The organism is Leucobacter sp. NPDC015123 (assembly GCF_043080205.1).
Taxonomy (GTDB): domain Bacteria; phylum Actinomycetota; class Actinomycetes; order Actinomycetales; family Microbacteriaceae; genus Leucobacter; species Leucobacter aridicollis_A.
Genome location: NZ_JBIBVH010000009.1, coordinates 1 through 25,425 on the forward strand (window position 1 = coordinate 1; position 25,425 = coordinate 25,425).

Below are 25,425 nucleotides of genomic sequence, written 5' to 3' on the forward strand. Positions count from 1 at the left end.
GCGTAGACCGCGAGTCGGGTTTCCCAGGGATGGTGTACACCCATGTTGATTCCATTCAAGGTTCAGGGTGTTGCACTAGCAACCTGAACCCGCCCCGTGTACACGTGCAGGGGTCGTGTGCACTCGGCAAGCACCGCCACGCGCTGTCGGCGTGCAGGGGTCGTGTGTACTGATCGGGCACACCCACGCGCTGTCGGCGGGCACTGCCGGCCCACCACAATGCAACAAGGCCCCTGCCGAAGCAGGGGCCTTACTCGATTCACGTGCGCGAAGGGGGACTTGAACCCCCACGCCCTAATACGGGCACTAGCACCTCAAGCTAGCGCGTCTACCAATTCCGCCATCCGCGCGAATCTGTCTGGCTGGTTTCTCACCGGCCGAACAGAGAATAATTTAGCATGGAATGTTGGCGCAATGCGAATCACCCCACGCAGCCGGGCGCGGCGCGGGCCCCCTCAAGCCGCCCGAAAGTCCTGCATGCCAATGCCCGCAACGATCTTCGCCATTCTCACACTCTCGCAATTGCCGCGAAGCTCCCGCCCGTCGCACGTGCGAGATCCTCGGCAGAAAGCTCGATATCAAGCCCTCGCCGACCCCCGGAGACGAGAATCGATGAGAACCCGGGCGCGGATATGTCTATGACTGTAGCCAAACGCGTCTTCTGCCCGAGCGGGCTGATGCCGCCGACGACGTAGCCGGTCTTCCTCTCGGCGATCTTCGGGTCCGCCATCTGCGCTCGCTTGCCACCGAGCGCAGATGCGAGCGCCTTCAGATCGAGCATTCCCGCAACTGGAACAACCGCAACGACGAGCGAGCCATCGAGATCGGCGAGCAGCGTCTTGAAGACCCGCGTCTCCTCAATCCCGAGTTCGCGCGCAGCTTCTCCCCCAAAGTCGGTTTCCGCCGGATCGTGGGTGTAGCTTCGGACGGTGAATTCGATTCCAGCCTTCGTGAGCGCAACCATCGCCGGCGTCGCCCCAGCCGCTTTCTTTGCCATGACCACCACCATACGTGCGCAGCCACTGCTCGGGGTTACGGCCGGAGCCGCCGCCTGAGCAGGTCAATGCGCTTCTGCAGCTGGGTGACGGACGCCTGTGCAACGGCAGGCCCGCCACACGACCGCCTGAGCTCATTGTGAATGTCCTTGTGCGGCTCGCCGCTCACACGCGAGTACATACCGACGAGACTCGAGAGCAGCTTTCGCTGTTCCTTCAGCGTTCGATGCAGAGCGCCAGGCGCCTCAGCCTTTTCGGGTGCGTGTTCGAGAATTCCCTGATTCTGCGCGCTGCGACGCGCCTGCTTCGACTGCCGCTGCTGCAGCAAAGCGCGTACCTCTTGCGGCTCGAGGATGCCGGGGAATCCAAGGAAGTCGAGTTCTTCCTCGGTCTCGACCTCGGCGTAGCCGCCGAACTCTGCCCCGTCGAACACCGCCCTGTCGAAGTGAGCGTCAGACTCGAGCGCCTGGTACTTGAATTCATCTTCGATGAGGTCGTCTGAGGCTTTGTCCTCGCGCTCAGCCTCGGCCATGAGTGCCGCCTCTGCGTCCCACATCTCTTCCGCGGACTTTGGTCCCTCGAGTACGTGGTTGCGCTCCTTCTCGAGCTGCGCGGCGAGTTCCATGAGCGGTGGCACGTTCGGAATGAATACCGAGGCGACCTCGCCCCGGCGACGTGAGCGCACGAAGCGTCCGATCGCCTGCGCGAAGAAGAGCGGCGTCGACGAGCTCGTCGCGTACACGCCGACGGCGAGCCTCGGCACGTCCACGCCCTCAGACACCATGCGCACAGCGACCATCCAGCGCGAGGTTCCCGCGGAATAGCTGTCGATTCGCTCCGAGGCCCCAGCGTCGTCGGACAGGATCAGCGCCACTTCCTCACCCGAGATCTCGTGGAGCATCTGCGCGTAGGCTTTCGCCGAGGCGTGGTCGGTCGCAATGACGAGGCCACCGGCGTCGGGGATGTGGCCGCGCACCTCTGTGAGTCGCCGATCTGCGGCCCGGAGCACCTTGCCCATCCAGTCCCCTGCGGGGTCGAGGGCGGTGCGCCAGGCTTGGCTCGTGACGTCTTTCGTGTTGCCCTCGCCGAGCCGGGCTTCCATTTCTTCGCCAGCTGAGGTCTGCCAGCGCATCTTGCCCGCGTAGACCATGAAAATGACGGGGCGAACGATTCCATCGGCGAGGGCGCGACCGTAGCCGTAGTCGTAGTCGGTGAGGGAGACTCTGGATCCGTCGCCTTGCGGGGCGTACTGCACGAACGGGATCGGCGCTTCGTCGGAGCGGAACGGGGTTCCCGTGAGGGAGAGTCTGCGTTTTGCCGTCCCGTAGGCCTCACGGATGGCGTCGCCCCAACTGAGCGCATCACCACCGTGGTGCACCTCGTCCATGATGACGAGTGTGTCGGTGAACTCGGTAAGCAGCCTGTGTTGCACCGGCTTCATTGCAACCTGGGCATACGTGACGACGACGCCGTCGTAGTGGCGACCGTACCCGAGCCCGTCGTTGTTCGAGTAGCGCGGGTTCAACCTGATCCCTGCCCTGGCGGCCGCGTCGGCCCACTGCACCTTCAGGTGCTCAGTTGGAGCGACGACGATGATCTGGGACACGGTCTGGTTACCACGCAGGGTCGCGGCGAGCCTCAGCGCGAACGTCGTCTTGCCAGCGCCGGGGGTCGCCGACGCGAGGAAGTCACGCGGGTTTCGCTCCAGGTAGAGGTTAATCGCCTCTTGCTGCCAGGCTCGGAGGTTTCCCGCGGTACCGCGCGCAGCCCGCTCTGGGTATGCGGGCGGGAGGTGCTCGGCGGCAAACGTTCCTGGGAGGAGAGTCCCGTCTTCTGCCGATTCAATCACAACGTCTTAGACTACCCATGAACGCTTATTCGTGCCTTGGAGCGCGTCAGCCCGAGCGCGTCGCTTCTGTGGCGCTGAGAGGCTGCCCCTTCGAGGTGCAGAAGCTGCGCCAATGCAGGTTAGCGCAGACCATATGCGACATGGGTAATAGCAGAATGAACAAGGAGCCGAGACTGTGGTTGACGATTCACGCTTGAGCAGCGGACCGCACGATGGAACTGGTGAGAACCAGGAGTTGCCGTGGTCGCGATTCATCGCCATCGGTGATTCTTTCACTGAGGGCCTTGGCGATCCGGATCCAGATAGCCCCGGCGGACTTCGTGGTTGGGCCGACCGCTTCGCCGAGGTGCTCGCCGCACAAAACGATGAGTTTGCGTATGCGAACCTCGCTGTCCGCGGAAAGCTCATCCAGCAGATCATCGACGAGCAGCTCGACGCGGCTATGGAGCTGCGTCCCGATCTCGTGAGCGTGTGCGCCGGCGGAAATGACGTCATTCGCCCCGGCACCGATCCCGACGAGGTCGCTGCGAAGCTCGATTACATCGTCTCGCGGTTGAAGGAGACAGGCGCGACGATCCTGATCTTCACAGGCGTCGATGTTGCGTTTCAGCCTGTCTTCCGTTCGATCCGGGGCAAGGTCGCGATCTTCAACGAGAACGTTCGCAAGGTCGCGCAGCGACACGACTGCTACGTCGTTGATCAGTGGGCAATCGAGGAGCTCCAGGACAGCAGATACTGGGCTGGCGACAGGCTGCACATGAACGCGCTCGGACACCACACGATTGCGCGGGCGGCGCTTGACGCACTCAACGTTCAGCACGATCTTGGGCCGTTGGATCCGCCGACGCTTCTCGAGCGCACGTGGCGGCAGGCGCGCAAGGACGACGTTGTCTGGGCCCGAGAGCACCTTGTTCCGTGGGTGGTCCGCCGAATCAAGCACGTGTCCTCGGGCGACGACATCGAGCCGAAGCGCCCCGAGCCGCAACCGCTTCGGCCGCGCCACGGTCACGCCGACTAGGTCTCACGGAGATTTCACTTCGCACACTCGGCCGCGCAAAGTATGGTGGGAGCATGCCCTACATTACGAAGCAGATCGCAGACACCGTAACTCAGACAGGCGTGACCACTGCCTACGGCGAGGTCGTCGAAGTTGACGGCACGGCAATCATGCCTGTCGCAGTCGGCAGCTACATTTTTGGTGCGGGCGAGGGCGGCGCGGGATCAGGCGCCGGCTCAGACGAGTCGCTCTCGGGCGAGGGCTCGGGCGGCGGTGGCGGCGGCGTATCGCTGCCGATCGGCGCGTACATCACCCGCGACGGTCACACGAAGTTCGAACCGAACCTCATCGCGCTGCTCACGGTTGGCGTGCCGTTCGTGTGGGTTGCTGGCAGGGCACTCGCCCGCGTCATTCGCGCTTTCAAGCGCTAGCAGGGCGCCAGACCCAGGGCTCGCGTGGGAGCGCCGCAGGGTCGAATCGTGAGACGAGCTGCGATGCGGTTACGCGCTCTTCGGCGCCTGCGAGCCCCAGAGACCCGGCGAGCATTGCGAGCACGTCGGCTGATGCCATGCCCGCTGCCCAGAGGTCGCTCAGCGTTACCGCCCCGTCTCGTTTCGCGAGGCGAGCTCCCGTCGGCCCGAGCACGAGGGGCACGTGCGCGTAGCTCACCTCGGGTGGGGTTGGAAGCCCGAGCAGTCGCTGTAGCAGGATCTGGCGCGGAGTTGACGATGCGAGGTCGTCACCGCGCACGATCTGGTCGACGCCCATCGCCGCGTCATCAACGACAACCGCGAGGTTATAGGCAACGGTGCCGTCTCCGCGTTTGAGAACGAGGTCGTCGATGTCACCCTCCGTGCGGCCCAGGAGCGCGTCGTCGAACGCGAGGCGCGACTCCCCCTCGGGCGCCCGCAGTCTGAGCGCCGGAAGTCGCGGGGCGATCCTCGCCCGGGCCGCCGCGCGTTCAGCATCGGTCAGGTCCCTGCACGTTCCCGGGTACGCCCCCGGAGGAGCGTGCGGCGCTGTGGGCGCCGCAAGAATGTCCTTCCTCGTGCACGTGCACTCGTAGACGAGCCCGGCGCTCGCAAGCTGGGCGATCGCTGCCTCGTGCGCCTCGCCGCTATCAGTCTGCAGCACCGGGTCACCGTCCCAATCAATGCCGAGGGCTCGCAGGTCGGCGAGCTGCGCACCCGCGGTCCCGGCGTCACGCGCGCGGTCGAGGTCCTCAACCCTCACGAGAAATCTCCTGCCGGTCGACCGCGCGAACAGCCATGCAACAAGGGCGGTTCGCAGGTTCCCGAGGTGAAGCTCGCCTGAGGGGCTTGGGGCGTATCGACCGGCACCCTGGTGGGTCGCCGCCGACGGAGTTGACGCTCGTAGGGTACTCACCGCTCTATGTTCCCACGGCGCAGGCGCCACGCCGCCAGCGGCTTGCGCGCTACGCTGGGGCGAGAAGCGACGAGGAGGTACGGGTGAACACAAGCGAGACCGGGAAGCGTGGCGTGCGGGAGCAGGATCTCGCAAACCTACGCGAAGCGCTCGGGCCGAGACTGGTGACTGACAGATCCCGCGTCGCGACCTACGAGAATGACTCCTCGCGGGCCACATTTGCGGGTACGGCGCTCGGCCTCGTGCTCGCGGAGTCTGCTGAGGACGTCTCGGCGGCGCTCGCGTGGGCGCACGAGCACGAGGTCCCGGTCAGCATCCGCGGCGCTGGCACTGGCCTCGTTGGCGGGGCGACAGCGTACGACGGTGGACTAATCGTCTCTCTTGAGCGCATGAACAAGATCGTCGATATCGCACCTGAAGACAGGCTTGCGACGGTGCAGCCGGGAGTCATCACGGCCGATCTCGACGACGCGGCGCACGCGCACGGACTATTCTTTCCGCCCGACCCGGCGAGCGTTCGAACCTGCACGGTTGGCGGCAACATCGCGACGAATGCAGGCGGACTTCGCTGCGTCGCACACGGCGTGACCTCCGACTGGGTTGCGGCGCTCACCGTTGTACTGGCCGATGGCAGGATTCTGCGGACTGGCGCCAGGACTCGCAAGAACGTCGTCGGGTACGATCTGACGCGGCTGTTCGTCGGATCCGAGGGCACTCTCGGGGTGATCGTTGAGGCGGTGGTTCGGCTCGAGTCGGTCCCCGTTGGCGCTCCGGTGACGTTTTGGGCCGAGTTTGACGCGCTCGCCGAGTCGGGCGCCGCTGTCACGGAGATCGTCGGGTCCGACTCGCGACCCGAGGTTCTCGAGCTCATGGACTCCCTCACCGTCCGGGCGATCGAGGAAGTGTTCCCATCGGGGATTCGCATCCCGCGCGGCGCACTGCTCGTCGGCCAGACCGTGGGCGCAGGCGCAGCCGCGCAGGCCGAGGCCATCCTCGCCATCTGTCGCGGGCGCGGCGCGATAGCGGGCGCGGTCGCCGTGAACGACGACCTTGTTGAGGCGCGTAGAAAATCGAATCCTGCGCTCAGCGCCCGTGGGCTGAAGATCTCCTGCGACGTGGGTGTGCCTGTCTCGCGGCTCGCGGAAATGTTCACTGGGGTCGCCGACATCTCGAGGCAGCACGGGATCGAGGTCGCGAGCGTCGCACACGCTGGCGACGGAAACCTGCACTGCAAAGTCGCCGCGCCCGACACTCCAACTGGGATCGCCGCGGCCGACGCCATCATCGACGACATCACCCGCCTCGCGCTCTCTTTCGACGGCACTATCACCGGAGAGCACGGCATCGGGCTTGTGAAGCAGCATGAGCTCGCCTGGCAACTGGATGAGGTGTCGCTCGACGTGCAGCGGGCAATCAAGCGCACGCTTGATCCGCGCAGCATCCTCACCCCGGGTCGCGCGATCTAACGGGAGCACACCGGCGAGTGGTCCACCCACACAGGCGCGAAGTGGATCACTGCGTGGTCCAGTGAAAGGATCAGACAATGCGCATTCTGTCGATCCAGTCATCAGTCTCCTACGGCCACGTCGGCAATTCGGCCGCAGTGTTTCCGCTGCAGCGGATCGGGGTCGAGGTCATGCCAGTCTTTACCGTCGCGTTCTCGAACCACACAGGGTACGGCGCGTGGCGGGGACCAATGTTCTCGGGCAACGACGTACGGGAAATCGTCACAGGGATCGAGGAGCGCGGCGGGCTTGCAGGCGTCGACGCTGTGCTCTCCGGCTACCAGGGCGGCGACGACATTGGTGACGCGATCCTCGACGCCGTCGACAGGGTGAAGCAGCACAGCCCGAACGCTGTCTACGCGTGCGACCCAGTGCTTGGCAACGCTGTCTCGGGCTGCCATGTCGCCCCCGAGGTCCAGAACCTTATCCGCGACCGCGTCGTGCCGCGCGCAGACCTCATCACCCCGAACCAGTTCGAGCTCGGCTTCATCACGGGCACGACTCCGACGACGCTCGAGTCCACGCTCGAGTCCGTCGACCTCGCGCGTGAGATTGGGCCAAGCACGGTCCTCGTCACGAGCGTAGAGCGCCCAGAACGCGCGGCCGACGGTGTGATCGAGATGCTCGCCGTCCACGACAACGAGGCTTGGCTCATCGAGACCCCGCGGCTGCCACTCAAGGCGAACGGCTCGGGCGACGTCACCGCTGCCCTCTTCACGGCGCACCTCACGGCGACTGGCGACACCGGCGACGCACTCGCCCGTACTGCATCGAGCGTGTTCACCCTGCTCGAAAACACGCTCGCCTCCGGTCAGCGCGAACTGCAGCTCGTCGAGTCGCAGGAGGCCTACGCACACCCGAGCATGCAGTTCGCCGCGCAGCGGGTCCGCTAGCCATCCTCAGGTCTACCGGAGCTACCAGAGCTACCGGGCTACCGGGCCTCCGGCAGCCCCACCTTCGGCTTCGCCCACGACCTCCCGCTCGTGTCTTTCAGGATGTCGTACTCGACGTCGACGTGCGGTTCAATCGCGCTGTACTTGTCGTTCGGGGCTCCGATGACGAGCTGGAAGCCGAGTCCCCGCCACGCCCCGATCGCGCGCTTCGTGAAGTGTGCGTCGGCCTTAATCAGGGCCTCGTCAAGGAAGACGGGCGCGTAGCGCGGCCGCTCGGCGTCGGCGTCGCCGAGCTGGTACCGTAGCGCAGCACCGACGATGAAGGCGATGAGCTCCTGCGACTCGCCACCAGATTTCTCGCCGATGTGGTCGTACAGCGCCGCGTGCTGTTTCGTCACTGCGTGCACCTTCTCGGCGCTCACGCGTACGTGGTTGCGCACGTCGACGAGTTCCGCGAAGTCGGGGGCCGAACGCCTGATCCTGCCGATGAACTTCTTCATCCGCTCGTACGCCTCCGCGCGATCCTCATCCGACTTCGCTTCGCTAATGAGCGCGCGGACTTCGCGCAGCTCGGCGCGGAACCTGCGCCTCGCCTCCGACTGATTCTCACGCGGCGTGATCTGCAGCCGGTGCTCATCGTCGTAGAACGGCAGATCCTGCATGATGCGGTTGATGGGCTCGATGCGTTCCCTGATTTCACGAAGCGCACGGCTGAGCATCGAGTCGAGGTTTGTCAGGTCGTTGCCCGACAGCTTCAGCAGGCTCTGCTTCCACTCGGCTTCGAGCTCGTGGAGTCCGCTCGTCTCAAGCTCCGAGAGAATCCGCTCGAAGTCGGCGAGCGACGAGTCTGGGTCGGCGCGGAGGTTCGGGTTCGGCCAGCTTTCGAGGAACCCCTCGAGAGCTCGCTTCAGGTGCAGCCGCTGTTCCTCGAGCGTGAGCTGCGCGGCGGCTTGGTCCTCCCGCAGCAGGCGCGACGCACTGTCGAGGGCCGCGTCGAACCTGGCGAGCGCCTCAAGCTTGCTGCGTGCGGGCGCACCCGCCGGGCTGTCGAATCGCTCGTCGAGGTAGGCAAGCTGATCAGGATCGAGCCGGCGCTCCTGGTCTTCCGCGTCGTCGACGGCGCGCTGCGCCTCGTCGACCTCGTCGGTGATGTGCGCCCAATCTGTGGCGATCTTCTCCTGACGCGCTTCGGCGCGGCCGAGCGCCTTTTGCAGGTCGGCGAGCTTCTGCTTGAGTTGGCCGATCTGGGCCTTCAGCGACTCAAGCTTGGGGTTCCCCGACACGAGCTCTGCAACGAGCGCAAGCCATTTGTCGCGCTGCGTTTCGAGCGTCGCCACGTCGACCTGATCCCACGTGAGGTCACTGATCTTCGCGTAGGCCGCGTGTCGCGCATCGAGCGCGTCGAGGGCTGCAGCAGCCTCCTTCTCGGCTTTCGTCGCCGCGGTGAGCCGCGCCGAGAGGTCGCCCGCCTGACCCGCGAGGTCGTCGAGCCTGCGCTGGTTTGAGAACCCGAGCACGTTCGCGCGGCCGTGGCCACCGTGAGCCCCGCGGGAACCCTGCGACATCTGCCCGCTGATGCTCAGCGCCATGCGGTGTTCCGAGAGAGCCGCGGCGGTGTCAACGCAGACGAAGCCGAACTGCTCCTCGAGCCTGTCCATCAGCCACCCAGTGAACGGGGTGTCGCGGAATTCAAGCCTGCCAGGGAGTTTCGCGGAGTCGAGCCGCGCATGCCAGCCGCGATCGGTGTGGGCGCCCTCGTAGCGCAGGCGCATCGGGAGCCGCACCTCGTTGATTGCCTGCCGAAACCTGCCGAGGTTCGCGGTGTCGATGAGCAGCGTCGTGGCGAACCCGCCGAGGGCGAGGTTGAACGCCTGGCGCCACGGCTCAAATTCGGTGCGAACCTCGATGAGCTCACCAACGAACGGTAGCTCCTCAATTGGGATCCCCGCTGCGCTGGCAAGCAGCTCGCGGGCCTCGTGGAGATGACCGGGAATGTTTCCGCGGAGCGACTCGGCGCGGCCGCTTTCCTTCGCGAGGTCGGAGACCTGCTCGCGCAGCGCGTTCGTCTTGCCCCGGGCGTCGGCGTAGGCGTCGCGCACCGCGGCCTTCGCGTGCGGGTCGGCGAGCGCAGCCTGGGCATGGCCGATGAGCTGCCTGAATGCTTTCTCCGTGCTCGCGTCTTCACCAATCGGAGCGATTGCCTCGTCGAACCTGCGGCGCGAGGCGCTCACTACCTCGAGCTGCTTCTCAATGATCGAGAGATCACGCTCGGCACGTTCGATCTGGTCGCCGCCGGAGTTTCGGAGCACCTCGACGAGACCCTCGCGTTCAGCTTCAGCCGCCGCCGCCAGCGCCTGCTGTGTGCGCACCTCAGTGTCGGCCGCGGCCTTGTCCTGCCGCAACTCGGCTTCGACGTCGCGCAGGAGCTCGAGCCTGCGCCCTGTCCGCCAGAGCGCCGAGAGTGAGTCTGGGTCGTCGAATCGGCCAATGTCGTCGATGAGGCGCAGCTGATCCGCTGCGGCGAGGATCCGGCCCCGCATGTCGCGGATCGGCCGCAGGGCGCGCACCTGCCGCTGCGCGGTGACCATGCGCATGCGCGTGCTCTCAAGCTCGTCAAAGTGTTCGACGACAGCGTCCGCAGTCGCGAGCGTCTCGGGTTCTTCGAGCACCATCCGCTTGTACAACTCGTCGACTGTCGTGATCTGCTGTCCCGCCTGGATGCGCGCAAGCAGGCTCATCGCCTTCGCCCCGGCGCCTGAGGCGCCGATGCCGAGCACCGAGTGGATCTTCGCCGAGAACTCTCGGTCGGTCGAGTACGTCTCGAGCCCGGCCGCCCGAACAGCGGCGTCGCTCAGCCGCTGAGCCGCCGCTGCCTCAAGGGCGCCAAGGTCGAAAGTCCCGTCGACAGTTGCGCGAACCCGGACCGTGTCCTCGATGATTCGCGCGGTCGCCGGAATGTACCAGGCTCGCAACGCGGTGAATCGCGAACCGTCGTGATCGAGCCAGGTGGCCGCGATCGCAGTCCACGTGTCCTCGCCGTCCCCGCGCAGCACGCGCACCTGCGTCCCCGCATCGGTGCGCGACTCGTCGAGCTTGCCGCGGCCGTAGGACAGGATATTGCGCTGCTCCTCGCCTCGCGAGCGACCCGAGACGCCGCCGTTTGAGGCGCCATTGAACGGTGTCGTATGCGGCATCATGAGCGCGATGTAGGCGTCCATGAGCGTGGACTTACCGGATCCTGACCCGCCACACAACAGCGTCGCGCGCGGTGAGAATCGCACCCTGTGTGCGCCGTCGTAGCCGCCCCAGTTCACGAGCTGGAGCTCGTCTGCGACCCACTGCTGGCCGCGCGACTCGGCGGGGATGAGACCAAAAAGCGTGTCGAGCATGGTCATGATGCGGATTCCTCGTTCTTGTCGGCGGTGTCAGCGACCTGCTCCTTGAGCCACCGCTGCAGCTCACCGAGGCGGTCAGCGCTCAGCACAACCTCGACGAGCGGGGTGACCCGGTAGCGCCCCTCGGACTCTTCGTCGATAATGCCTTCGTTGCGAAGCCGGTTCAGTGCCTTCTCGACCGTCTTCTGGCGTGCTGCCGTATTTCCGTCGCTGTCGGTGAAGTAGCTGAGCACCGTCTGCTCGATCTCCTCGACGTCGATACGCACCGCGGGTTCACCCGCGGTCGACTCGCGCTGGTAGACCGTGCGAAGGTAGACGAGCACGAGCGTCTCGGCGCGGTTGTAGGCCTCGTCGCGCAACAGCACGGGCACCTCGAGCTCCTCGGAGCGGACCTGCTGCTTGTAGGCGACGCCGCGCTCAGGGTCAACGATGAGCCTGATGAACAAATCGTGCAGACGCGACTCGATGACCTGATGGTTCTCGAGCAGCACCGACCAGTCCTCCTTGTGCTTGTCTGCGAAGAGCACTCGGCGTTGCAGAAGTCGCACAAGCACGCGCCGAACTGCAGGGTCGAGCACCCCGCGGTCCCCCGCAAAGTACTCCTCGCGGTCACGCTCCATCGGCGCTGGTGCGACGAAACCGTCGCCGAGGTCAGGCATCTCGGCGTCAGGCATCTCGTCTGAACTGATCGTCTCGGCTGGCTCTGGCATCTCACTCATTCGGTTTCACTCTTGGGGTTGTCGCGGCCCGTGCGGGCGGTAACGGCGGCGAACGCGAACTTCCGCGCCGTGCCGTCTGGGCGAATGGCCTCGACAGTCGAGACCCGCTCCCCCTCAGTCATGCCCGCGCGATGCGCGAGCTCAAGCATTCCGAGCAGATCGGCTGGCCGGCGCGTCGCGTCATCGCCAATACTGTCGAACGCTTCGGCAAGGTCGAAGTCCTTGCCGGGAAGGCCCGCAACGTAAGCCTCGAGCTCGACGTAGTTGGGTCCACCCCACGCACGCGTGTCGGCGTCGACGAACTCAGCGGAACTTCGCGCCTCGGCGGCCTCGCTGAGCGGCGCGGGCACGTTTGGTGGCCGCGGATCACTGACAGTCTGGCGAAGGTGGTGGATTCCAGCGCCGGGCAACGCGCGAAGCGGCTCGACGCGGTCTCTGGCGTTCGACTCGGGAACCCAGGCTTGCAACCCCGCCATCACGCTACGCAGCAGGCTGTCGACCTCACGATCGCGAATCGGATCGTGCGTGCGCACCTGTGTCGTGATGATGTGGGAGGCCCGGCGCTGTGCGGTCAACACCTCTTCGACGCCCTGCTCCACCCGCTTCGCGATCGCGCGGAGGTCTGATCGCTGCTCGGCACTCATGAGCCGCGCGAACGGCCTGCCAAGGATCGACTGCAGTTGATCGGTGAGCTCCTCAATGTGCACGGGGTCACCGATGAGTTTCAGGGCCCCGGCGAAGGCGCGCCCTTCTGGCGTGGCGTCCATGACGTGCTCTCCGCGCTGCAGGTACTCCCGCAGTACGTCGCCTGTTGGGCGCTCGTCACGCCGAAGCTCGGCGATGACGTCACGCTGCATCGCGTTGATCGATTCTGCGACGCGCACAAAGTCGGCGGGCAGCTCGCGCGCGAGGTGCAGCACGTTCTCCGTGTCCTCGAGCAACTGCTCGTCGTCGATGGGCGTATAGGAGTCGTCGTCATCTTCCAGGCTGGCGAGCTCGGCGTCGATCTCGGCCCTTTCGGTGCGGAGCCGCTCGATGCGTTTCGCGGGGTCAGTCTCTGCGCTCTGGGTGAGCTGCTCGACAGACTCAAGCAGCGTTCGCACGCGCGAGCGCGACACCTTCGCACTGCCGCCACCCGCGCGCCCAGCGATCTCAAGCGCTCCGACTGCCTGAGCCGAGAGCCTATACAGCTCGACGCCGTCTTGGATCTGCGGAACGAGCCATCCGACTCGCGCCCAATACCTGCAGATGTCGCGGCCGGATCCGCTGGGGAGCCGACGCTCGTCGGCGTCGTAGCCCGCTGCCCGAAGCTCGTCGACAAAATTACCGACCTCAACGTGGGCGTCAGAGATCGGCACTGATGGCCGCTCAGCCGTGAACATCCCGGAGAGAACCGAAACGACGAACGGCGCATACCTCCCGTGGAGCAGATCGAGCGTCGGGTTCTTGAAGGCCACCAGCGCACGCTGGAAGGCGATTTCTGAACGAGAGCTTGTCACTTACCAAGGATACCGCTGGGCACGACGCTCCATTGACAGTCGCCGCTCAACGCGGGCATCACGCCGGGACACCCGCGTCTTCAAGCACGGCCCGGGCGTGTACGCGCACAACCTCCCACCGCGATGCGAGGGCGGCGCGCGCAGTGGGAATCTCGTCCTGGCTGAGCGCACAGTAACCGCTGCCGGGCCGAAGCTCCTCGGCAAACGCTGGCTCGAGCTCGGGGCGCTCAGCGAGGGCCCGCTCGACCGGCGCGTAGTCGAGCGCGCGATGCGCGCCACGGTCGCGGAAGGAGCTGAGGGGGTCAGCGAGTCCCCTCGCCACAATGTCGGTGGGAAGTTCGGCGATGCGGGTGAGGATCAGGTCTGAGCGACCGAGCCTGGCCAGAGCGCTCGCCGCCCATGCGCGCGAGTTCTGCTGCGCTTTCTTCGCCCTCATGAGCCCGTCGAGCGCATCGATTACCTCTGGGGTGGCGATGTTGATTTCAGCGAGCAGCCGCGCGGCAACAACATCGCCCCGTGCAAGTGTCTCGTGTCGAACGACACTGACGAGGGCAGGGATGGCCGCAGCACCGCAAGCGACCAAAAGGCTCTCGTGTTCACCGATGAGCGGCCCCTGGTACCGCGGAGCGACAGCCTCCGGGAGGAGCTCGGCAACACGCTGCGCGTGGGGGAGCGCGGCGAGCCGACGCCGCTCCCGCTCAGCGTCGTCGTACTCGGGAAAGTGCGCCACGAGCTGCCTCTTCGTGAGGCTCAGCGGGATGAGTTCGCCTGCTTCGTCGGCGGCAACCGCAACGAACGATTTCGCCACGATCCCCTCTGCGATGAGTTGCTTCGTCGCCTGCTTCGCGGCCTTGGGGAAGCACCGCAGCCACCGATTGTACTGGCGCTCCCATTGCGAAGCGCCCGCACCTGCCGAGGCCTGCACCTCGTCAGCGAGCGCCTGGTGTGCGGGAACCGGCTCGAAGCCGTGGCTGAGGTCTGGGCCTGACCAACGGAGCGACTCGGCGAGCCCCGCTTCTGGGCCGGACTGAGCGGTGTACTCGGCGACGACCTCGGCGAGCGTTTCTTCGGTGCCGACAGTGACCATCGGCCAGTACATCACCGTCCCGTCACCGTAGAACTCGTGGAACATGGCGCCGTAGATTGTTTCGCCTGGGTAGTCTTTGCGCACCGAACGCACAGCGTCGATGAGCTGCGCGGCCGCGGCCGCCACAAGGGCTTGGGTATCGATCGCCATGCGTGGTCTCCTCTGTGTGGGCGGGCAAGCTTTGGTGGGTCGTGTTCATCGTAGCCATGCAGCGCGCGGCGAAGACTTTCGGGCCTCAATGATTCAGCCCGCCGCACAGCGACCTCGCCACAACTCGCCCCCGAACGCGGGTGAAACTCAGCGACCCTGCGGGACCTGCTCCGCACGGCTCTGTCGCAGGAAAGTAACGAATGCCTCGAGCCAGGGGGCGAGATTTCATGCACGCGACATGAGTGAATACGGTTACACCGGCATCGGTGCTGCAATCGGGATACGGCGCTGCTCCCTGCTCATGATTGTGCTCCAAGGGGCGGATATTTACCCTGGTTCGCTGCATTTGCCGTGGGACACAGAATCCACAACCGGCGACAATCTGCAGAGGCCACACACGAAGGCAACGGCCCAATACGCTCGCGCCACAGCGAGCCTCACTCAGTAGGTCAAATCGTGAGTCCTGGCCAACGGCTGCCAGAACGAAGCCCAGACGCCCGCTTCGCCATCGCGTCGAGCACGGTGCGCAGCTGCTGACCCAGCGGCGTGAGCTCGTACTCGACGCGCGGCGGCACCTCGGCGTACACGGTGCGGGTGACGAGCCCGTGCGCCTCGAACTGCCGCAGCCGGCTCGTGAGCGTGTGTGGGCTAATGCCAGGCAGCGACTCGCCCTCAGCCGCGGCGGCCAGGAGGTAGACGGCGCGCGCTCCGGGCCGAGGCCGAGTTCACCTTCGATCCGGCGACTGGCGCCGAGGCGCGCATCGGCGTCGCGCCGATTCCGCTCGCCGAGTGGGCACGGGCGGTGGCCGCTAGCTGATCGCCTGCCCGATCAGGACCCCCGCGGCCGCGAGCAGCGCGGCGGCGCCAAGCGTGCCGAGCGCGTTGCCCGCGGCCGCCGCGATTCGGCCGGATTGCGCGAGTCTCACCGTGTCGAGGCTCGCGGTGCTCATCGTCGTAAAACCACCGAGGAGTCCGACTCCAAGCGTCAACCACAGCAGGGTATCCGGGCTCCCTGGCCGCGCTGCGGCAGAGACCACAAGGCCACGTCCGAGCCACCCGACGAGCACGCCTAGCGCGAGTGAACCGGTGAGGTTGACCACGGTGATTCCCCACGGAAACCGTTGGGCGGGATAACCACTCCTGTTTCGACTCGCCCGGCGGGTCGCCCACCTCGTCACCCACGCGTCGAGCAGGAACCGCAGGATCGCCCCGACGCCACCACCGACCGCGACGACGAGCGCGGCGATCATAGCGCTCCTCCGGCAGAGAGCCGCCGCCCGATCCAGACCCCCACCAGTGTGGCTGCCCCCGCGCAGGCGACGGTGCCGAGCGCGAGAACGAGCGCCGACACGACGCTTCCCGCGCCGGCGAACTCGGCGACCCCGACCGCGAGGGCACTAAACGTGGTGAATCCGCCGCAGAAGCCTGTGCCGAGCGCGAGCTGAAGCCGGGGCCGTCGGCCCGCGAAGCCGACGACGATCAGCCCGAGCACGAGCGAACCCGCGACGTTGATTGCGAAGGTCGCGGCGTTCGCGTCCATGGGCAGCGCCAGGCCCGCAAGATAGCGTGCGACCGAACCCAGCGCGCCCCCGAGGCCCACGAGACCTGCGTCGCGCAGCAACGCCGGGGACCCGCTGCCGGGTGGCACCTGCTGGACGGCCTTGGAATCGCTCACCCGTCCGATCCTACGCGCCGAACCACTACGGCCTGTTACGCACCGCACCCCACGTGCGGTTCACAGCCCATAGTGTGGTGGGTATGGACTCACGGTGGAGAAAAGTGGAGGCCGCAGCAGGACTCACAGCTGAAGACGGGACGACGAAGCCGACAATCTTCGCTGAGATGAGCGCCCTCGCGGCCGCGACCGGTGCCGCGAACCTCGGGCAGGGATTCCCTGACGAAGACGGCCCAGACTGGATCAGGGAGCTCGTCGTCGAGGCAGTCCGCTCTGGCGAGAACCAGTACCCGCCGGGCCGCGGATCGCTGGCCCTGCGTGAGTCAATCGCTACACACCAACTCCGCCACTACGGAATCGCGCTCGATCCCGAGTCCGAAGTGCTCGTGACCGTCGGCGCAACCGAGGCGCTCACCGCGGCCATCCTTGCGCTCGCTGGCCCCGGCGACGAAGTCGTCACGCTCGAACCGTTCTACGACTCGCACGCCGCGGCGATCGCAATGGCGGGGGCGACGCACGTCACCGTTCCGCTCGCGCCAACCGAGGGCGGGTTCGCGCTCGACCGCGCAGCGCTCAATGAGGCGGTGGGCCCGGCGACCAAGCTGATCCTTGTAAATACCCCGCACAACCCCACCGGCGCGGTGCTCACCCGCGCGGAGCTCACGGCAATCGCCGAGGCGGCGGCGCGGGCAGACGCGGTCGTTGTCACCGATGAGGTGTACGAGCACCTGACGTTCGACGGGGCAGAGCACGTTCCGTTCGCCACGCTGCCGGGCATGCGCGAGCGGACGATCACCGTTTCCTCGTCTGGCAAGACCTTCTCACTCACGGGCTGGAAGATCGGCTGGGCGACGGGACCTGCGCAGCTCATCGAAGCGGTCACCGCGATCAAACAGTTCCTCACCTACTCGGGCGGCGCCCCGTTCCAGTCGGCGATCGCCCGGGCGCTGGCCGAAGGAGACGGCGACATCGCGGCGCTCCGGGCGACGCTCGACCGCCGCAGGCAAGTGTTGCTCGACAGCCTCACCGCGGTCGGGTTCGGCACTGTCCGTCCCCAAGGCACGTACTTTATCTGCGCCGACGCGACCCCGTTCCTCACCCGTGATGTGCCTGACGGCGCGGCGTTCGCAAGGTGGCTCCCCGCTGAGATCGGGGTCGCGTGCGTGCCGCTCGCCGCGTTCTGCCGCGCGGGGTCGGCAACGGCCAACCGGCTTCGCAACTGGGTGCGGTTCACCTTCGTGAAAGACGATGCAACGCTCGCGACCGCGATCGAACGCCTCGAAGCGCTCCGTGCATTGCACGCGGGAGGTTCGCGCTAGAACAGCCTCGGCTGCGGGTCGTCCTCGCGCCCGTCGCCTGTGGCCGCCGCGCGACCCTTCGGCGCGCCCGCGACCGGCCCGGCCGCGACGAGCGCTGCGGAGAGCTCCTCTGAGGCCCGGACTGCCCGGTCCACAAGTGACGCATCGCCCTGCCTGGCCGGGTCGAGCCACTCGTCGTGAAGCGCCTCAGGAAGCACGAGGGGCATCCGGTTGTGCACCCGAGCGGCATCGGCGACTGCCTCGCGCGTCACGATCGAATAGCTCGTGAGCGCGTCCTCGGCGGTGGGCGCCGTGATCGCGGCGATCCCGAACGGCTCTCCGCCGGGCAGTTCGAACCGCACGCCCTTCTCGACGTACCAGCTCGCGGGCGCGAGCGCCCGGCGTTGGAAGGGCTCGCGCCAGCTCGCAAGCAGCCGGTCCGAGCGCGAGTTGAACGCGGTGAACTTCGCGGGCTGGCCGCCCACGTGAAGCCACCACCACGCGAGCTCGGCCACGGGGCCTGTCTCCCCGTGCCGAATGATCGGGTTGAGATTCCGCGCGTTCCGGCCGGTGATCTTCGCCTCGCCATGCTGCTCGTCGAGCCATCGGCGCACGAGCTCGAGCTGATCGTCGTCGCGGCCCGGCACGAACGCGAGCACGCCGACTCGCTCCCCCGTGGTCGAGGTCGGTCCGCGCAGCTCAAGTCCGTATCCGGCGCACATGCGGCAATGCTACCCCTGGGCGGGGCCAACCCGCCGAACAAGCGTCGTCAGCCTCGCGTCGTCGCTTGCGAAGCGGTCGGCGGTCTCACGGATGAGCGCGTGCATCGCCGCCCCGGCGTGGGTCGGCGTCATGTCGTACCTGCGGGCGATGCTGACGGTGCGGGAGATGCCTGGCCCTGCGAGCGGGGCGACCCGCAGCGTCGGCCGCTCTACCGCAACCATCGCTGGCACAACAACGACGCCGAGGCCGCGCTCGGCGAAGCGCAATGCCGCGTCCATCTCAACGCCTTCGACCGCGACTGTCGGAGTGAGGCCCTGGGCGCGAAACTCTGCGTCGAGTGCGGCGCGCAGATCATAATTCTTGGGGAACATGATTTGCGGTACCGCGGCGAGGGCCGCGAGGTCTACTGGCGTCGCGAGGGCGGCAGGCCAGGGGGCGTCAGCGCTCGCCGCGACGACGAGCTGCTCAGAGAGGAGCGGCTCCCGCTCAAGCACTGCCCTCCCCGACTCGGACGACACGCTCGTCACGATGAGCGCCAAATCGAGCTGCCCCTCAACGAGGGCCGAAATGAGGCTGCGAGAGCCGCGCTCGAGGATCTCGATGTCGATCCCTGGGTACCGAGCGCTGTACTGCGCCACAACCTCGACGACGAGGCTCGTGCAGAGGGTGGGCGTCGCTCCGAGCCTGATCCTGCCTCCCTGGAGTCCCGCGAGTTCGGCCATCGCAGCAGCTGCGGTCTCCGCGTCGGCGAGCATGCGCTTCGCGATCGGAAGCAGCCGCTCGCCCGCGGCGGTGAGCGAGACGTTGCCACGCGCACGGTGGAACAGTTCGACGCCGAGCTCGGCCTCGAGCGTGGCGATCTGACGGGACAGCGACGGCTGAGTCACGTGGAGCCCCTCTGCGGCTCGGGTGAAGTGGCTCGTGCGCGCGACCTCGGCAAAGCCACGCAGTTGCTCAAGATTCATGAGCATAGCCTACGCGCATCGTCACGATGATAACTATTCATTGGATGTATCGAGCGTCAGTATCTAGCGTTGCTCTCATGACTGCACCAGGCACACACGAACGACTCATCTCAACCTCCGCTCTCGTCATCGGTACCGGCGGCGCGGGCCTCCGCGCCTCAATCGAGCTCGCCGAGCGAGGAGTGCAGGTGCTCGCGGTCGGCAAGCGCCGCAAGCACGACGCCCACACCACCCTCGCCGCGGGCGGCATCAACGCCGCGCTCGGCACAATGGACCCCGAAGACAGCTGGGAGCAGCACGCCGCAGACACACTGCGGGAATCGTACTTCCTCGCCGATCCGCACATCGTCGAGATTGTCGCGAAGAACGCCGCGCAGGGCATCGAGGATCTTGAGCGCTGGGGCATGCCGTTCGCGCGCGAGGCCGACGGGCGGATCAGCCAGCGCTTCTTCGGAGCGCACCTCTACCGGCGCACCTGCTACGCGGGCGACTACACCGGCCTCGAGATCCAGCGCACCCTGCTCCGCCGGGCCCAGGAACTCCAGGTACCGATCATCGACTCGATCTACATCACCCGGCTGCTCGTCGGCGACGGTCGCGTCTTCGGCGCGTATGGCTTCGACATCGTCGATGGCACCCCCGTCGTGATCCACGCCGACGCCGTCATTCTCGCGGCCGGCGGCCACACGCGCATCTGGCGCAACACATCCTCGCGGCGCGACGAGAACACGGGCGACTCGTTCAGGCTCGCCGCCCTCGCCGGCGCGAAGATTCGCGACGCCGAGCTCGTCCAGTTCCACCCGTCAGGCATTCTCGAGCCAGCCGACGCAGCCGGCCTGCTCGTCTCAGAGGCCGCCCGCGGGGAGGGCGGGATCCTGCGCAACGCACTCGGGGAGCGTTTCATGGAGAAGTACGACCCGGAGCGGATGGAGCTCTCGACCCGCGACAGGGTCGCACTCGCAAGCTACACCGAGATCATCGAGGGGCGCGGCACCACGAACGGCGGCGTCTTCCTCGACGTCTCGCACCTGCCCCGCGAGCAGATCCTCGAGAAGCTCCCCCGCGTGTACCGCAACCTCATCGACCTGCAGATGCTCGACATCACGCAGCGCCCCATCGAGATCGCGCCGACAGCGCACTACTCGATGGGCGGAGTGTGGGTGAGCGCCGAGGAGCACGCGACGGGCGTTGACGGACTGTACGCGATTGGCGAGGCCGCGAGCGGGCTACACGGGGCCAACCGCCTCGGCGGCAACTCGCTCATTGAACTGCTCGTCTACGGCCGGCTCACAGGCGGTGACGCGGCGAGCTACATTTCCGGGCTCACGAGCATCACCCGCGACCCCGCCGCGGTCGCCGAGGCCCGCCAGGAGATGCAGCAGCTCCTCACTGGCGCCGGCGAGGAAAGCCCTCGTTTGCTCCAGCGCCAATTGCGCAACCTCATGACCGAGCACGCTGGCGTTGTGCGCAGCGAGGAGGGCCTCACCGCCGGCCTCGAGAAGCTCGACGCACTCGGGGAGCGAGTCGCGAACCTTACGGCGCACCCCGACATCGCGGGCTTCGACGATCTCGCGCACGCGTTCGACATGTACGGCTCCATGCTCGCCGCCCGCGCGACACTCGAGAGCGCGCGCGAGCGCCGTGAGACGCGCGGCGCCCACAACCGCTCCGACTTCCCCGAGCAGAACGCGGCTCTGCGCGGCAACATGGTGTGGACCCCCGATGCTGGCGTCACGTTCGAGCCAGCGGCCGAGGCCCCGGACTCGTTCCGCGCGCTCGCGGAGCAGGGCATCGACGACTCGCCAGCGGGCAAGCTCGCCGAGTAGCAGGGCCTGTCGGAGCCGCTCGGGGCGACCCGAGCGACTCCGGCACGCCGGTACTCCTAGAAGTGGGTGCCGCCGTCGATCCGCACTTCCGTCCCCGTGATGAACTTGCCGTCCGAGCTCGCGAGCATTGCAACAACACTCGCGACCGATTCGGGGCCCGCGTATCCAGTTCCGAGGACCGGGCTCAGCTTCATGAACAGCGACATGTCCGCGTCCTCGGGCAGTCCCGGCCCGCGGTTCTGACCGCTCGCACCGGAACCGTCGGTCATGCCGGACGAGATCGAGCCGGGCTGCACCGAAGTGAACCGAATGCCGTCTTTCGCGTATTCCGACGCGAGCGCGTGGGTCATCGACTGCACGCCACCCTTCGACGCCGCGTACGCCGCCATGTACGGGTGGGCGAAGTCCGCCGAGGTTGAGCTAAAGTTCACGACCGCGGCGTCAGTGCCCTGCGTGAGCGCCGGGATTGCCTCGCGTATCACCGTGAACGCGCCGACGAGGTTCACGCGAAGCACCTGTTCGAACTCCGCGACGCTCGTCTCGTGCGTGTGAGAGGACCGGAGGATGCCGGCGGCGTTCACAAGCACGTCGAGTCCACCCAGCCACTCGATGGCGGCCGCAACGCCGGCCCGCACCGACTCCTCCTCGGCGACGTTCAGCACCACCGTTGAGAGCCTGTCCGCGCTGGCACCTGCCTTCTGAGCCGTGTCAGCGAGACCCGCCTCACTCATATCTGCGGCGACGACCCGGCCGCCCTCCGCGAGCATGCGCAGCACGGTCGCTTGGCCGATGCCTGATCCGCCGCCGGTCACGAGCGCGCGGCGATTCTCGTAGCGATTCATGGGGGTTCCTCTCATTCGGTCAGCCACCGTCGACCGACGCATGGCACGTCATGCCACTATGGCACATCATGCCGTAGACTGACCTCATGCACCTCCCGGACGCACTCACGCCCGCCACCAGCGAGACCCAACCTCAGACCCTCGCTGAACGCCGCCGTGAGGAAACGAGACTGGAGATCGCCCGGGCTGCCGCCGGGCTCTTTGCCGAGCACGGCCCGCAGCACGTCACGGCGGAGGCGATCGCCCAAGCCGCGGGCATCTCGCTTCGCACGTTCTACAGGCACTTCTCGGCGAAGGAAGATGCGATCACCCCACTCCTGACGTCGGGAGCTGACAACTGGGTGCGGCTGCTCGCCGACGCTCCCGAGCGCGACCCGCTCACGCTGTTTCCGCGCCTCATCGACGAGGTCCTCCTCCCCCAAACAGCGGCCGACCGCGAGGAGCTTCGCGTCACCCGCGGCGTGCTCCGCAGCATCGCCGAGACGCCGCTCCTCCGCGCCGCCTGGCATCGGGTGAATGCCGATTCTGAGGCGCGCCTCCGCCCGATCCTGAGCGAGTTATGCGGCCCCGGCATCGACCCGCTCAACGTCAGAATCCTCGCGACGGTCGCGTCAGACGCGATCAGGCTCGGGCTCGAGCACTGGGCGGCCGGCGACGCCGATCCTGACGGCGCGGAAGGCGTCCCCGCGGCGATCGCGCAACAGGTCTTTGCCCGCCTCTCCCGGGGCCTCGCCGCATAGCGCCACGCCCGGCGTGCTATTCTGTCCCGCATGGAGATGATTGAGGTGGATGGCATCTAGCCTCCGCGCTACCGCCGCCGTCCGCACGATTGGGCACTGCCCCGCGCGTTGACCGCCCCGTAGCGATTCGCTGCGAACCTCCACGCCCGCTCGGCGCTCCCCACTGTTTTGGGTATCTGTTGAACGCCAGGACGCTCGGTTCGCTCGCCCGTTTCGGGCACGCAGTTCGAACACGATTCCGGCGACCCCACGGTCCGCCGAGGAAAGAGGGGACCCCTCACCATGTTGCATTCAGCACCCAACGCACAGGCCCAGAAGTCTGCAATCACACTCCGCGATGTCACGCTGGAGTGGCCCGACGGCTCCGTCGCACTCGATCGCGTGAGCGGCTCGTTCCTACCCGGCCGCACCGGGCTCGTCGGCAGAAACGGCGCCGGCAAGTCGACGCTGCTCCGACTCATCGCGGGCGAGCTCGCCCCAACGTCGGGCCACATCGACACCGCCGGCGACGTCGGATACCTCGCGCAAACGCTCACGCTCGCAGGCGACGCGACGATCGCGGACCTGCTCGGCGTTCACGACATCCTCGCCGCAATCCGAGCCGTCGAGTCAGGCGACGTGGCCGAGGCGCACTTCGACACGATCGGCGACGACTGGGATATCGAGTCGCGCGCGGACGAGGCGCTCGGCCGCATCGGTTTCGCGGCGAGCGATCTGGATCGCCGCGTCTCCGAGGTCTCTGGCGGGGAGGCCATGCTCATCGCGATCACGGGGCTCAGGATCCGCCGCACGGCGATCACCCTGCTCGACGAGCCGACGAACAACCTCGACCGGCCGACGCGCTCCCGGCTCGCCGAACTCGTCGACGAATGGCCGGGCACGCTCGTCGTCGTGAGCCATGACCTCGAGCTCCTCGAGCGCATGGAACACACGACTGAGCTCCACGCGGGGACACTCACGACATTTGGCGGACCCTACAGCGAGTGGCAGGCGCATCTCGAGCAGGAGCAGGCGGCTGCACAGCAGGCGGCACGGTCCGCGCAGCAGACGCTGAAGGCCGAGAAGCGTCAGCGGGTTGAGGCGGAGACAAAGCTCGCGCGTCGCGAGCGCACAGCGAAGAAGGCTCAGAAGGACGGGGGCATACCGAAGATTCTCCAGGGAAGGCGGGCAAGTAGCGCCCAGGAGTCCGCCGGGGCTATGCGCGGCACGCTCGACGACAAAGTTCGCGCCGCACAGTCTGCGCTCGACGCGGCAGACGCGCGGGTTCGAGAAGACGAGCACATCCACCTCACCCTCCCGGACCCGGGGGTTCCGCGAGGCCGGCGGATAGCCGAATTTGCGGACGGCGGCCGCACTGTCGTCGTGCAGGGGCCCGAGCGTGTCGCCCTCGTCGGTGCGAACGGCAGCGGCAAATCGACACTCATAGCCCAGTTGCTCGGGCAGCGAGAGGGTGATCCTGATCGCCCTGCGGCGCAGCTCGTGACCGACACCGTCGGCTATCTGCCGCAGCGGCTCGACGGCCTCGTGGACAATGAGAGCGCGATCCAGAACGTGCAGCGCGTCGCGCCCGGCACCGAGCAGGGAGCGATTCGCAACCAGCTCGCCCGGCTTTTGCTCCGCGGCGACGCTGTCGACCGGCCCGTGCGCACCCTGTCGGGCGGCGAACGGTTCCGCGTCTCGCTCGCGACCCTGCTGCTCGCCGACCCGCCTGCGCAGCTGCTCGTGCTCGACGAGCCGACAAACAACCTCGACATTGCGAGCGTCGCCCAACTCGCCGAGGCGCTCGACGCCTACAGGGGCGCCCTGCTCGTGGTAAGCCACGACTTCGGGTTCCTTCGGCGCATCGGCATCGATACGGTGCTCGCACTCGACGAGGAGGGGCGTATGACGCAGCTCCCCGAGCTGCCTGAGTAGCTCGGCGCGGGCCTAACTGCGTGCGAGGCCGCCGCGCTCGACCGTTCGCAGGAACGCGAGCGCGGCGGGCGACGGGTTGAACTCACTCCAGGCGAGGTACTCGACTCTTCCTGGCCCGTCGGTGAGTTCGACTGTGGCGATGCCTGCCATGTCGGCAACGAGGGCGGGTGCAAGGAGAGCGACGACGAGGCCGTGCCGAATAAGCTCCACGATAATGCCCATGTCCATCACCTCGAAGGCCACCTCACGGCGCACCCCTGCCGCTTCGAACGCGAGATCGGACTGCGCGCGCCCCGGGGTACTCACCGGGAAGTCGACGAAGGTCTCTTCGGCAATGTCGGCGAGACTCACCCGACCCCTGCCAGCGAGCGGGTGCTGCTCTCCCACGACGGCGACGAAGCGCTCGCGGACAAGCTCGCGGTGGGCGACTCCTTTCGGGGGCGAGTCGTCTGGAAGCCCGAGCACGGCGATGTCCATCCTGCCCGCAGCAATCGCCGCGATGAACTCGTTGCTCCCGCCGCCACGCAGCGCGATCTGCACGGCGGGGTGCGAGCGGTGAAACTCAGCAAGCGCTGCGGGCGCGTCGAGCGCGGTCACCGTCGGGATCAGCCCGATCGTCAGGGTGCCGCGCACCTCGCCGGCTGCCGAGGCGGCGTCTGCGATGGCGCGCTCAGCCGATTCAAGGCTCGCGCGGGCATGCGACAGAAAGGCCTCGCCGGCGGCGGTGAGTTCCACCCGGCGGCTCGTGCGCGCGAACAGCCGCACCCCGAGTTCGCGCTCGAGCGCCTTCACCTGGTGGCTCAGGGCCGATTGGACGACCCGACAGCGTTCCGCCGCGCGGGTGAAGTTCCGCTCCTCAGCGACCGCGACCACGTATCGCATCTGTTGCAGCTCCATACGATTAATGATCTCATTTCATGAATGCAATCGCAATTATGCGTTGGAATGATTGACCGGGCGCGAGGAC

22 protein-coding genes and 1 tRNA gene are annotated in these 25,425 nt (G+C 67.0%); 8 read left to right on the forward strand and 15 right to left on the reverse strand.

The genetic code is table 11. From position 1 onward, the window contains the following. Positions 1 to 264: 264 nt before the first annotated feature. From ACF07D_RS14275 to ACF07D_RS14285, 3 genes are all read right to left on the reverse strand, one after another. Positions 265 to 350, reverse strand: a tRNA-Leu gene (locus ACF07D_RS14275). A gap of 158 nt (positions 351 to 508) precedes the next feature. After that, on the reverse strand, positions 509 to 997 hold the full coding sequence (ybaK, locus tag ACF07D_RS14280) for a Cys-tRNA(Pro) deacylase (protein WP_255809647.1): 489 nt from the start codon (positions 995 to 997) through the stop codon (positions 509 to 511). Between the two features lie 35 nt (positions 998 to 1,032). Beyond that, the gene (locus ACF07D_RS14285) at positions 1,033 to 2,844 is read right to left on the reverse strand and encodes a DEAD/DEAH box helicase (RefSeq protein WP_391505347.1); all 1,812 of its coding nucleotides are present in this window, start codon (positions 2,842 to 2,844) and stop codon (positions 1,033 to 1,035) included. Between the two features lie 193 nt (positions 2,845 to 3,037). Here ACF07D_RS14285 and ACF07D_RS14290 point away from each other — a divergent pair, with 193 nt between their 5' ends. Both ACF07D_RS14290 and ACF07D_RS14295 read left to right on the forward strand, forming a co-directional pair. Beyond that, positions 3,038 to 3,862, forward strand: coding sequence for an SGNH/GDSL hydrolase family protein (locus ACF07D_RS14290; protein ID WP_391505436.1), 825 nt, complete (start codon positions 3,038 to 3,040; stop codon positions 3,860 to 3,862). A 53-nt stretch (positions 3,863 to 3,915) separates the two neighbouring features. Continuing rightward, the gene (locus tag ACF07D_RS14295) at positions 3,916 to 4,272 is read left to right on the forward strand and encodes a hypothetical protein (RefSeq protein ID WP_119279497.1); all 357 of its coding nucleotides are present in this window, start codon (positions 3,916 to 3,918) and stop codon (positions 4,270 to 4,272) included. Here ACF07D_RS14295 and gluQRS read toward each other — a convergent pair. After that, on the reverse strand, positions 4,262 to 5,227 hold the full coding sequence (gene gluQRS / locus ACF07D_RS14300) for a tRNA glutamyl-Q(34) synthetase GluQRS (RefSeq protein ID WP_391505348.1): 966 nt from the start codon (positions 5,225 to 5,227) through the stop codon (positions 4,262 to 4,264). The genes ACF07D_RS14295 and gluQRS overlap by 11 nt on opposite strands. A gap of 83 nt (positions 5,228 to 5,310) precedes the next feature. On the opposite strand from gluQRS, the gene ACF07D_RS14305 reads away from it, so the two are divergent. Both ACF07D_RS14305 and pdxY read left to right on the forward strand, forming a co-directional pair. Beyond that, complete coding sequence (locus ACF07D_RS14305) at positions 5,311 to 6,693, forward strand: FAD-binding oxidoreductase (RefSeq protein WP_391505349.1); 1,383 nt, start codon at positions 5,311 to 5,313, stop codon at positions 6,691 to 6,693. Between the two features lie 77 nt (positions 6,694 to 6,770). Next, complete coding sequence (pdxY, locus tag ACF07D_RS14310) at positions 6,771 to 7,625, forward strand: pyridoxal kinase PdxY (protein ID WP_391505350.1); 855 nt, start codon at positions 6,771 to 6,773, stop codon at positions 7,623 to 7,625. Between the two features lie 38 nt (positions 7,626 to 7,663). Here the strand turns inward: pdxY and ACF07D_RS14315 are convergent, their stop codons facing one another. From ACF07D_RS14315 to ACF07D_RS14345, 7 genes are all read right to left on the reverse strand, one after another. Then, positions 7,664 to 11,020: an ATP-binding protein gene (locus ACF07D_RS14315; protein ID WP_391505351.1), complete on the reverse strand. Its 3,357-nt coding sequence runs from the start codon at positions 11,018 to 11,020 to the stop codon at positions 7,664 to 7,666. Further along, a complete protein-coding gene (locus ACF07D_RS14320) occupies positions 11,017 to 11,679 on the reverse strand; it encodes a DUF4194 domain-containing protein (RefSeq protein ID WP_391505437.1) in 663 nt (220 codons plus the stop codon). Before ACF07D_RS14320 ends, ACF07D_RS14315 begins: the two co-directional genes overlap by 4 nt. A 56-nt stretch (positions 11,680 to 11,735) precedes the next feature. Further along, a complete protein-coding gene (locus tag ACF07D_RS14325) occupies positions 11,736 to 13,238 on the reverse strand; it encodes a DUF3375 domain-containing protein (RefSeq protein ID WP_391505352.1) in 1,503 nt (500 codons plus the stop codon). A 58-nt stretch (positions 13,239 to 13,296) separates the two neighbouring features. Beyond that, entirely contained in the window at positions 13,297 to 14,475 is a 1,179-nt protein-coding gene (locus tag ACF07D_RS14330; protein WP_391505353.1) for a hypothetical protein, read from the reverse strand. 449 nt (positions 14,476 to 14,924) lie between these two features. Then, positions 14,925 to 15,164, reverse strand: coding sequence for a winged helix-turn-helix transcriptional regulator (locus ACF07D_RS14335; RefSeq protein WP_391505438.1), 240 nt, complete (start codon positions 15,162 to 15,164; stop codon positions 14,925 to 14,927). A gap of 120 nt (positions 15,165 to 15,284) precedes the next feature. Further along, on the reverse strand, positions 15,285 to 15,725 hold the full coding sequence (locus ACF07D_RS14340) for a fluoride efflux transporter FluC (RefSeq protein ID WP_391505354.1): 441 nt from the start codon (positions 15,723 to 15,725) through the stop codon (positions 15,285 to 15,287). Beyond that, entirely contained in the window at positions 15,722 to 16,150 is a 429-nt protein-coding gene (locus ACF07D_RS14345; RefSeq protein ID WP_391505355.1) for a fluoride efflux transporter FluC, read from the reverse strand. Before ACF07D_RS14345 ends, ACF07D_RS14340 begins: the two co-directional genes overlap by 4 nt. A gap of 83 nt (positions 16,151 to 16,233) precedes the next feature. Here ACF07D_RS14345 and ACF07D_RS14350 point away from each other — a divergent pair, with 83 nt between their 5' ends. Next, the gene (locus tag ACF07D_RS14350) at positions 16,234 to 17,469 is read left to right on the forward strand and encodes an aminotransferase class I/II-fold pyridoxal phosphate-dependent enzyme (protein ID WP_391505356.1); all 1,236 of its coding nucleotides are present in this window, start codon (positions 16,234 to 16,236) and stop codon (positions 17,467 to 17,469) included. On the opposite strand, the gene ACF07D_RS14355 is transcribed toward ACF07D_RS14350, so the two are convergent. Both ACF07D_RS14355 and ACF07D_RS14360 read right to left on the reverse strand, forming a co-directional pair. After that, positions 17,466 to 18,170 (reverse strand): SOS response-associated peptidase family protein, encoded by a 705-nt coding sequence (locus ACF07D_RS14355; protein ID WP_391505357.1) that lies wholly within the window; start codon positions 18,168 to 18,170, stop codon positions 17,466 to 17,468. The genes ACF07D_RS14350 and ACF07D_RS14355 overlap by 4 nt on opposite strands. A gap of 9 nt (positions 18,171 to 18,179) precedes the next feature. After that, positions 18,180 to 19,136: a LysR family transcriptional regulator gene (locus tag ACF07D_RS14360; RefSeq protein ID WP_391505358.1), complete on the reverse strand. Its 957-nt coding sequence runs from the start codon at positions 19,134 to 19,136 to the stop codon at positions 18,180 to 18,182. A 77-nt stretch (positions 19,137 to 19,213) separates the two neighbouring features. On the opposite strand from ACF07D_RS14360, the gene ACF07D_RS14365 reads away from it, so the two are divergent. Further along, positions 19,214 to 20,962, forward strand: coding sequence for an FAD-binding protein (locus ACF07D_RS14365; protein ID WP_391505359.1), 1,749 nt, complete (start codon positions 19,214 to 19,216; stop codon positions 20,960 to 20,962). Between the two features lie 56 nt (positions 20,963 to 21,018). On the opposite strand, the gene ACF07D_RS14370 is transcribed toward ACF07D_RS14365, so the two are convergent. Then, positions 21,019 to 21,804: an SDR family oxidoreductase gene (locus ACF07D_RS14370; RefSeq protein WP_119279467.1), complete on the reverse strand. Its 786-nt coding sequence runs from the start codon at positions 21,802 to 21,804 to the stop codon at positions 21,019 to 21,021. An 86-nt stretch (positions 21,805 to 21,890) separates the two neighbouring features. Here ACF07D_RS14370 and ACF07D_RS14375 point away from each other — a divergent pair, with 86 nt between their 5' ends. Then, the gene (locus tag ACF07D_RS14375) at positions 21,891 to 22,544 is read left to right on the forward strand and encodes a TetR/AcrR family transcriptional regulator (protein WP_391505360.1); all 654 of its coding nucleotides are present in this window, start codon (positions 21,891 to 21,893) and stop codon (positions 22,542 to 22,544) included. 282 nt (positions 22,545 to 22,826) lie between these two features. Beyond that, positions 22,827 to 24,458 (forward strand): ABC-F family ATP-binding cassette domain-containing protein, encoded by a 1,632-nt coding sequence (locus ACF07D_RS14380; RefSeq protein WP_391505361.1) that lies wholly within the window; start codon positions 22,827 to 22,829, stop codon positions 24,456 to 24,458. A gap of 12 nt (positions 24,459 to 24,470) precedes the next feature. On the opposite strand, the gene ACF07D_RS14385 is transcribed toward ACF07D_RS14380, so the two are convergent. Next, a complete protein-coding gene (locus ACF07D_RS14385) occupies positions 24,471 to 25,355 on the reverse strand; it encodes a LysR family transcriptional regulator (RefSeq protein WP_391505362.1) in 885 nt (294 codons plus the stop codon). Between the last annotated feature and the right edge of the window lie 70 nt (positions 25,356 to 25,425).

What these genes read in the sequence shown, in the direction of transcription:
- ACF07D_RS14380 (WP_391505361.1), top strand. Translation starts at nt 22,827, where the DNA reads ATGTTGCATTCAGCACCCAACGCACAGGCCCAGAAGTCTGCAATCACA.
- pdxY (WP_391505350.1), top strand. Translation starts at nt 6,771, where the DNA reads ATGCGCATTCTGTCGATCCAGTCATCAGTCTCCTACGGCCACGTCGGC.
- ACF07D_RS14315 (WP_391505351.1), bottom strand. Translation starts at nt 11,020, where the DNA reads ATGACCATGCTCGACACGCTTTTTGGTCTCATCCCCGCCGAGTCGCGC.
- ybaK (WP_255809647.1), bottom strand. Translation starts at nt 997, where the DNA reads ATGGCAAAGAAAGCGGCTGGGGCGACGCCGGCGATGGTTGCGCTCACG.
- ACF07D_RS14295 (WP_119279497.1), top strand. Translation starts at nt 3,916, where the DNA reads ATGCCCTACATTACGAAGCAGATCGCAGACACCGTAACTCAGACAGGC.
- ACF07D_RS14355 (WP_391505357.1), bottom strand. Translation starts at nt 18,170, where the DNA reads ATGTGCGCCGGATACGGACTTGAGCTGCGCGGACCGACCTCGACCACG.
- ACF07D_RS14375 (WP_391505360.1), top strand. Translation starts at nt 21,891, where the DNA reads ATGCACCTCCCGGACGCACTCACGCCCGCCACCAGCGAGACCCAACCT.
- ACF07D_RS14365 (WP_391505359.1), top strand. Translation starts at nt 19,214, where the DNA reads ATGACTGCACCAGGCACACACGAACGACTCATCTCAACCTCCGCTCTC.
- ACF07D_RS14360 (WP_391505358.1), bottom strand. Translation starts at nt 19,136, where the DNA reads ATGAATCTTGAGCAACTGCGTGGCTTTGCCGAGGTCGCGCGCACGAGC.
- ACF07D_RS14320 (WP_391505437.1), bottom strand. Translation starts at nt 11,679, where the DNA reads ATGCCTGACCTCGGCGACGGTTTCGTCGCACCAGCGCCGATGGAGCGT.
- ACF07D_RS14350 (WP_391505356.1), top strand. Translation starts at nt 16,234, where the DNA reads ATGGACTCACGGTGGAGAAAAGTGGAGGCCGCAGCAGGACTCACAGCT.
- ACF07D_RS14330 (WP_391505353.1), bottom strand. Translation starts at nt 14,475, where the DNA reads ATGGCGATCGATACCCAAGCCCTTGTGGCGGCCGCGGCCGCGCAGCTC.
- ACF07D_RS14385 (WP_391505362.1), bottom strand. Translation starts at nt 25,355, where the DNA reads ATGGAGCTGCAACAGATGCGATACGTGGTCGCGGTCGCTGAGGAGCGG.
- ACF07D_RS14370 (WP_119279467.1), bottom strand. Translation starts at nt 21,804, where the DNA reads ATGAATCGCTACGAGAATCGCCGCGCGCTCGTGACCGGCGGCGGATCA.
- ACF07D_RS14340 (WP_391505354.1), bottom strand. Translation starts at nt 15,725, where the DNA reads ATGATCGCCGCGCTCGTCGTCGCGGTCGGTGGTGGCGTCGGGGCGATC.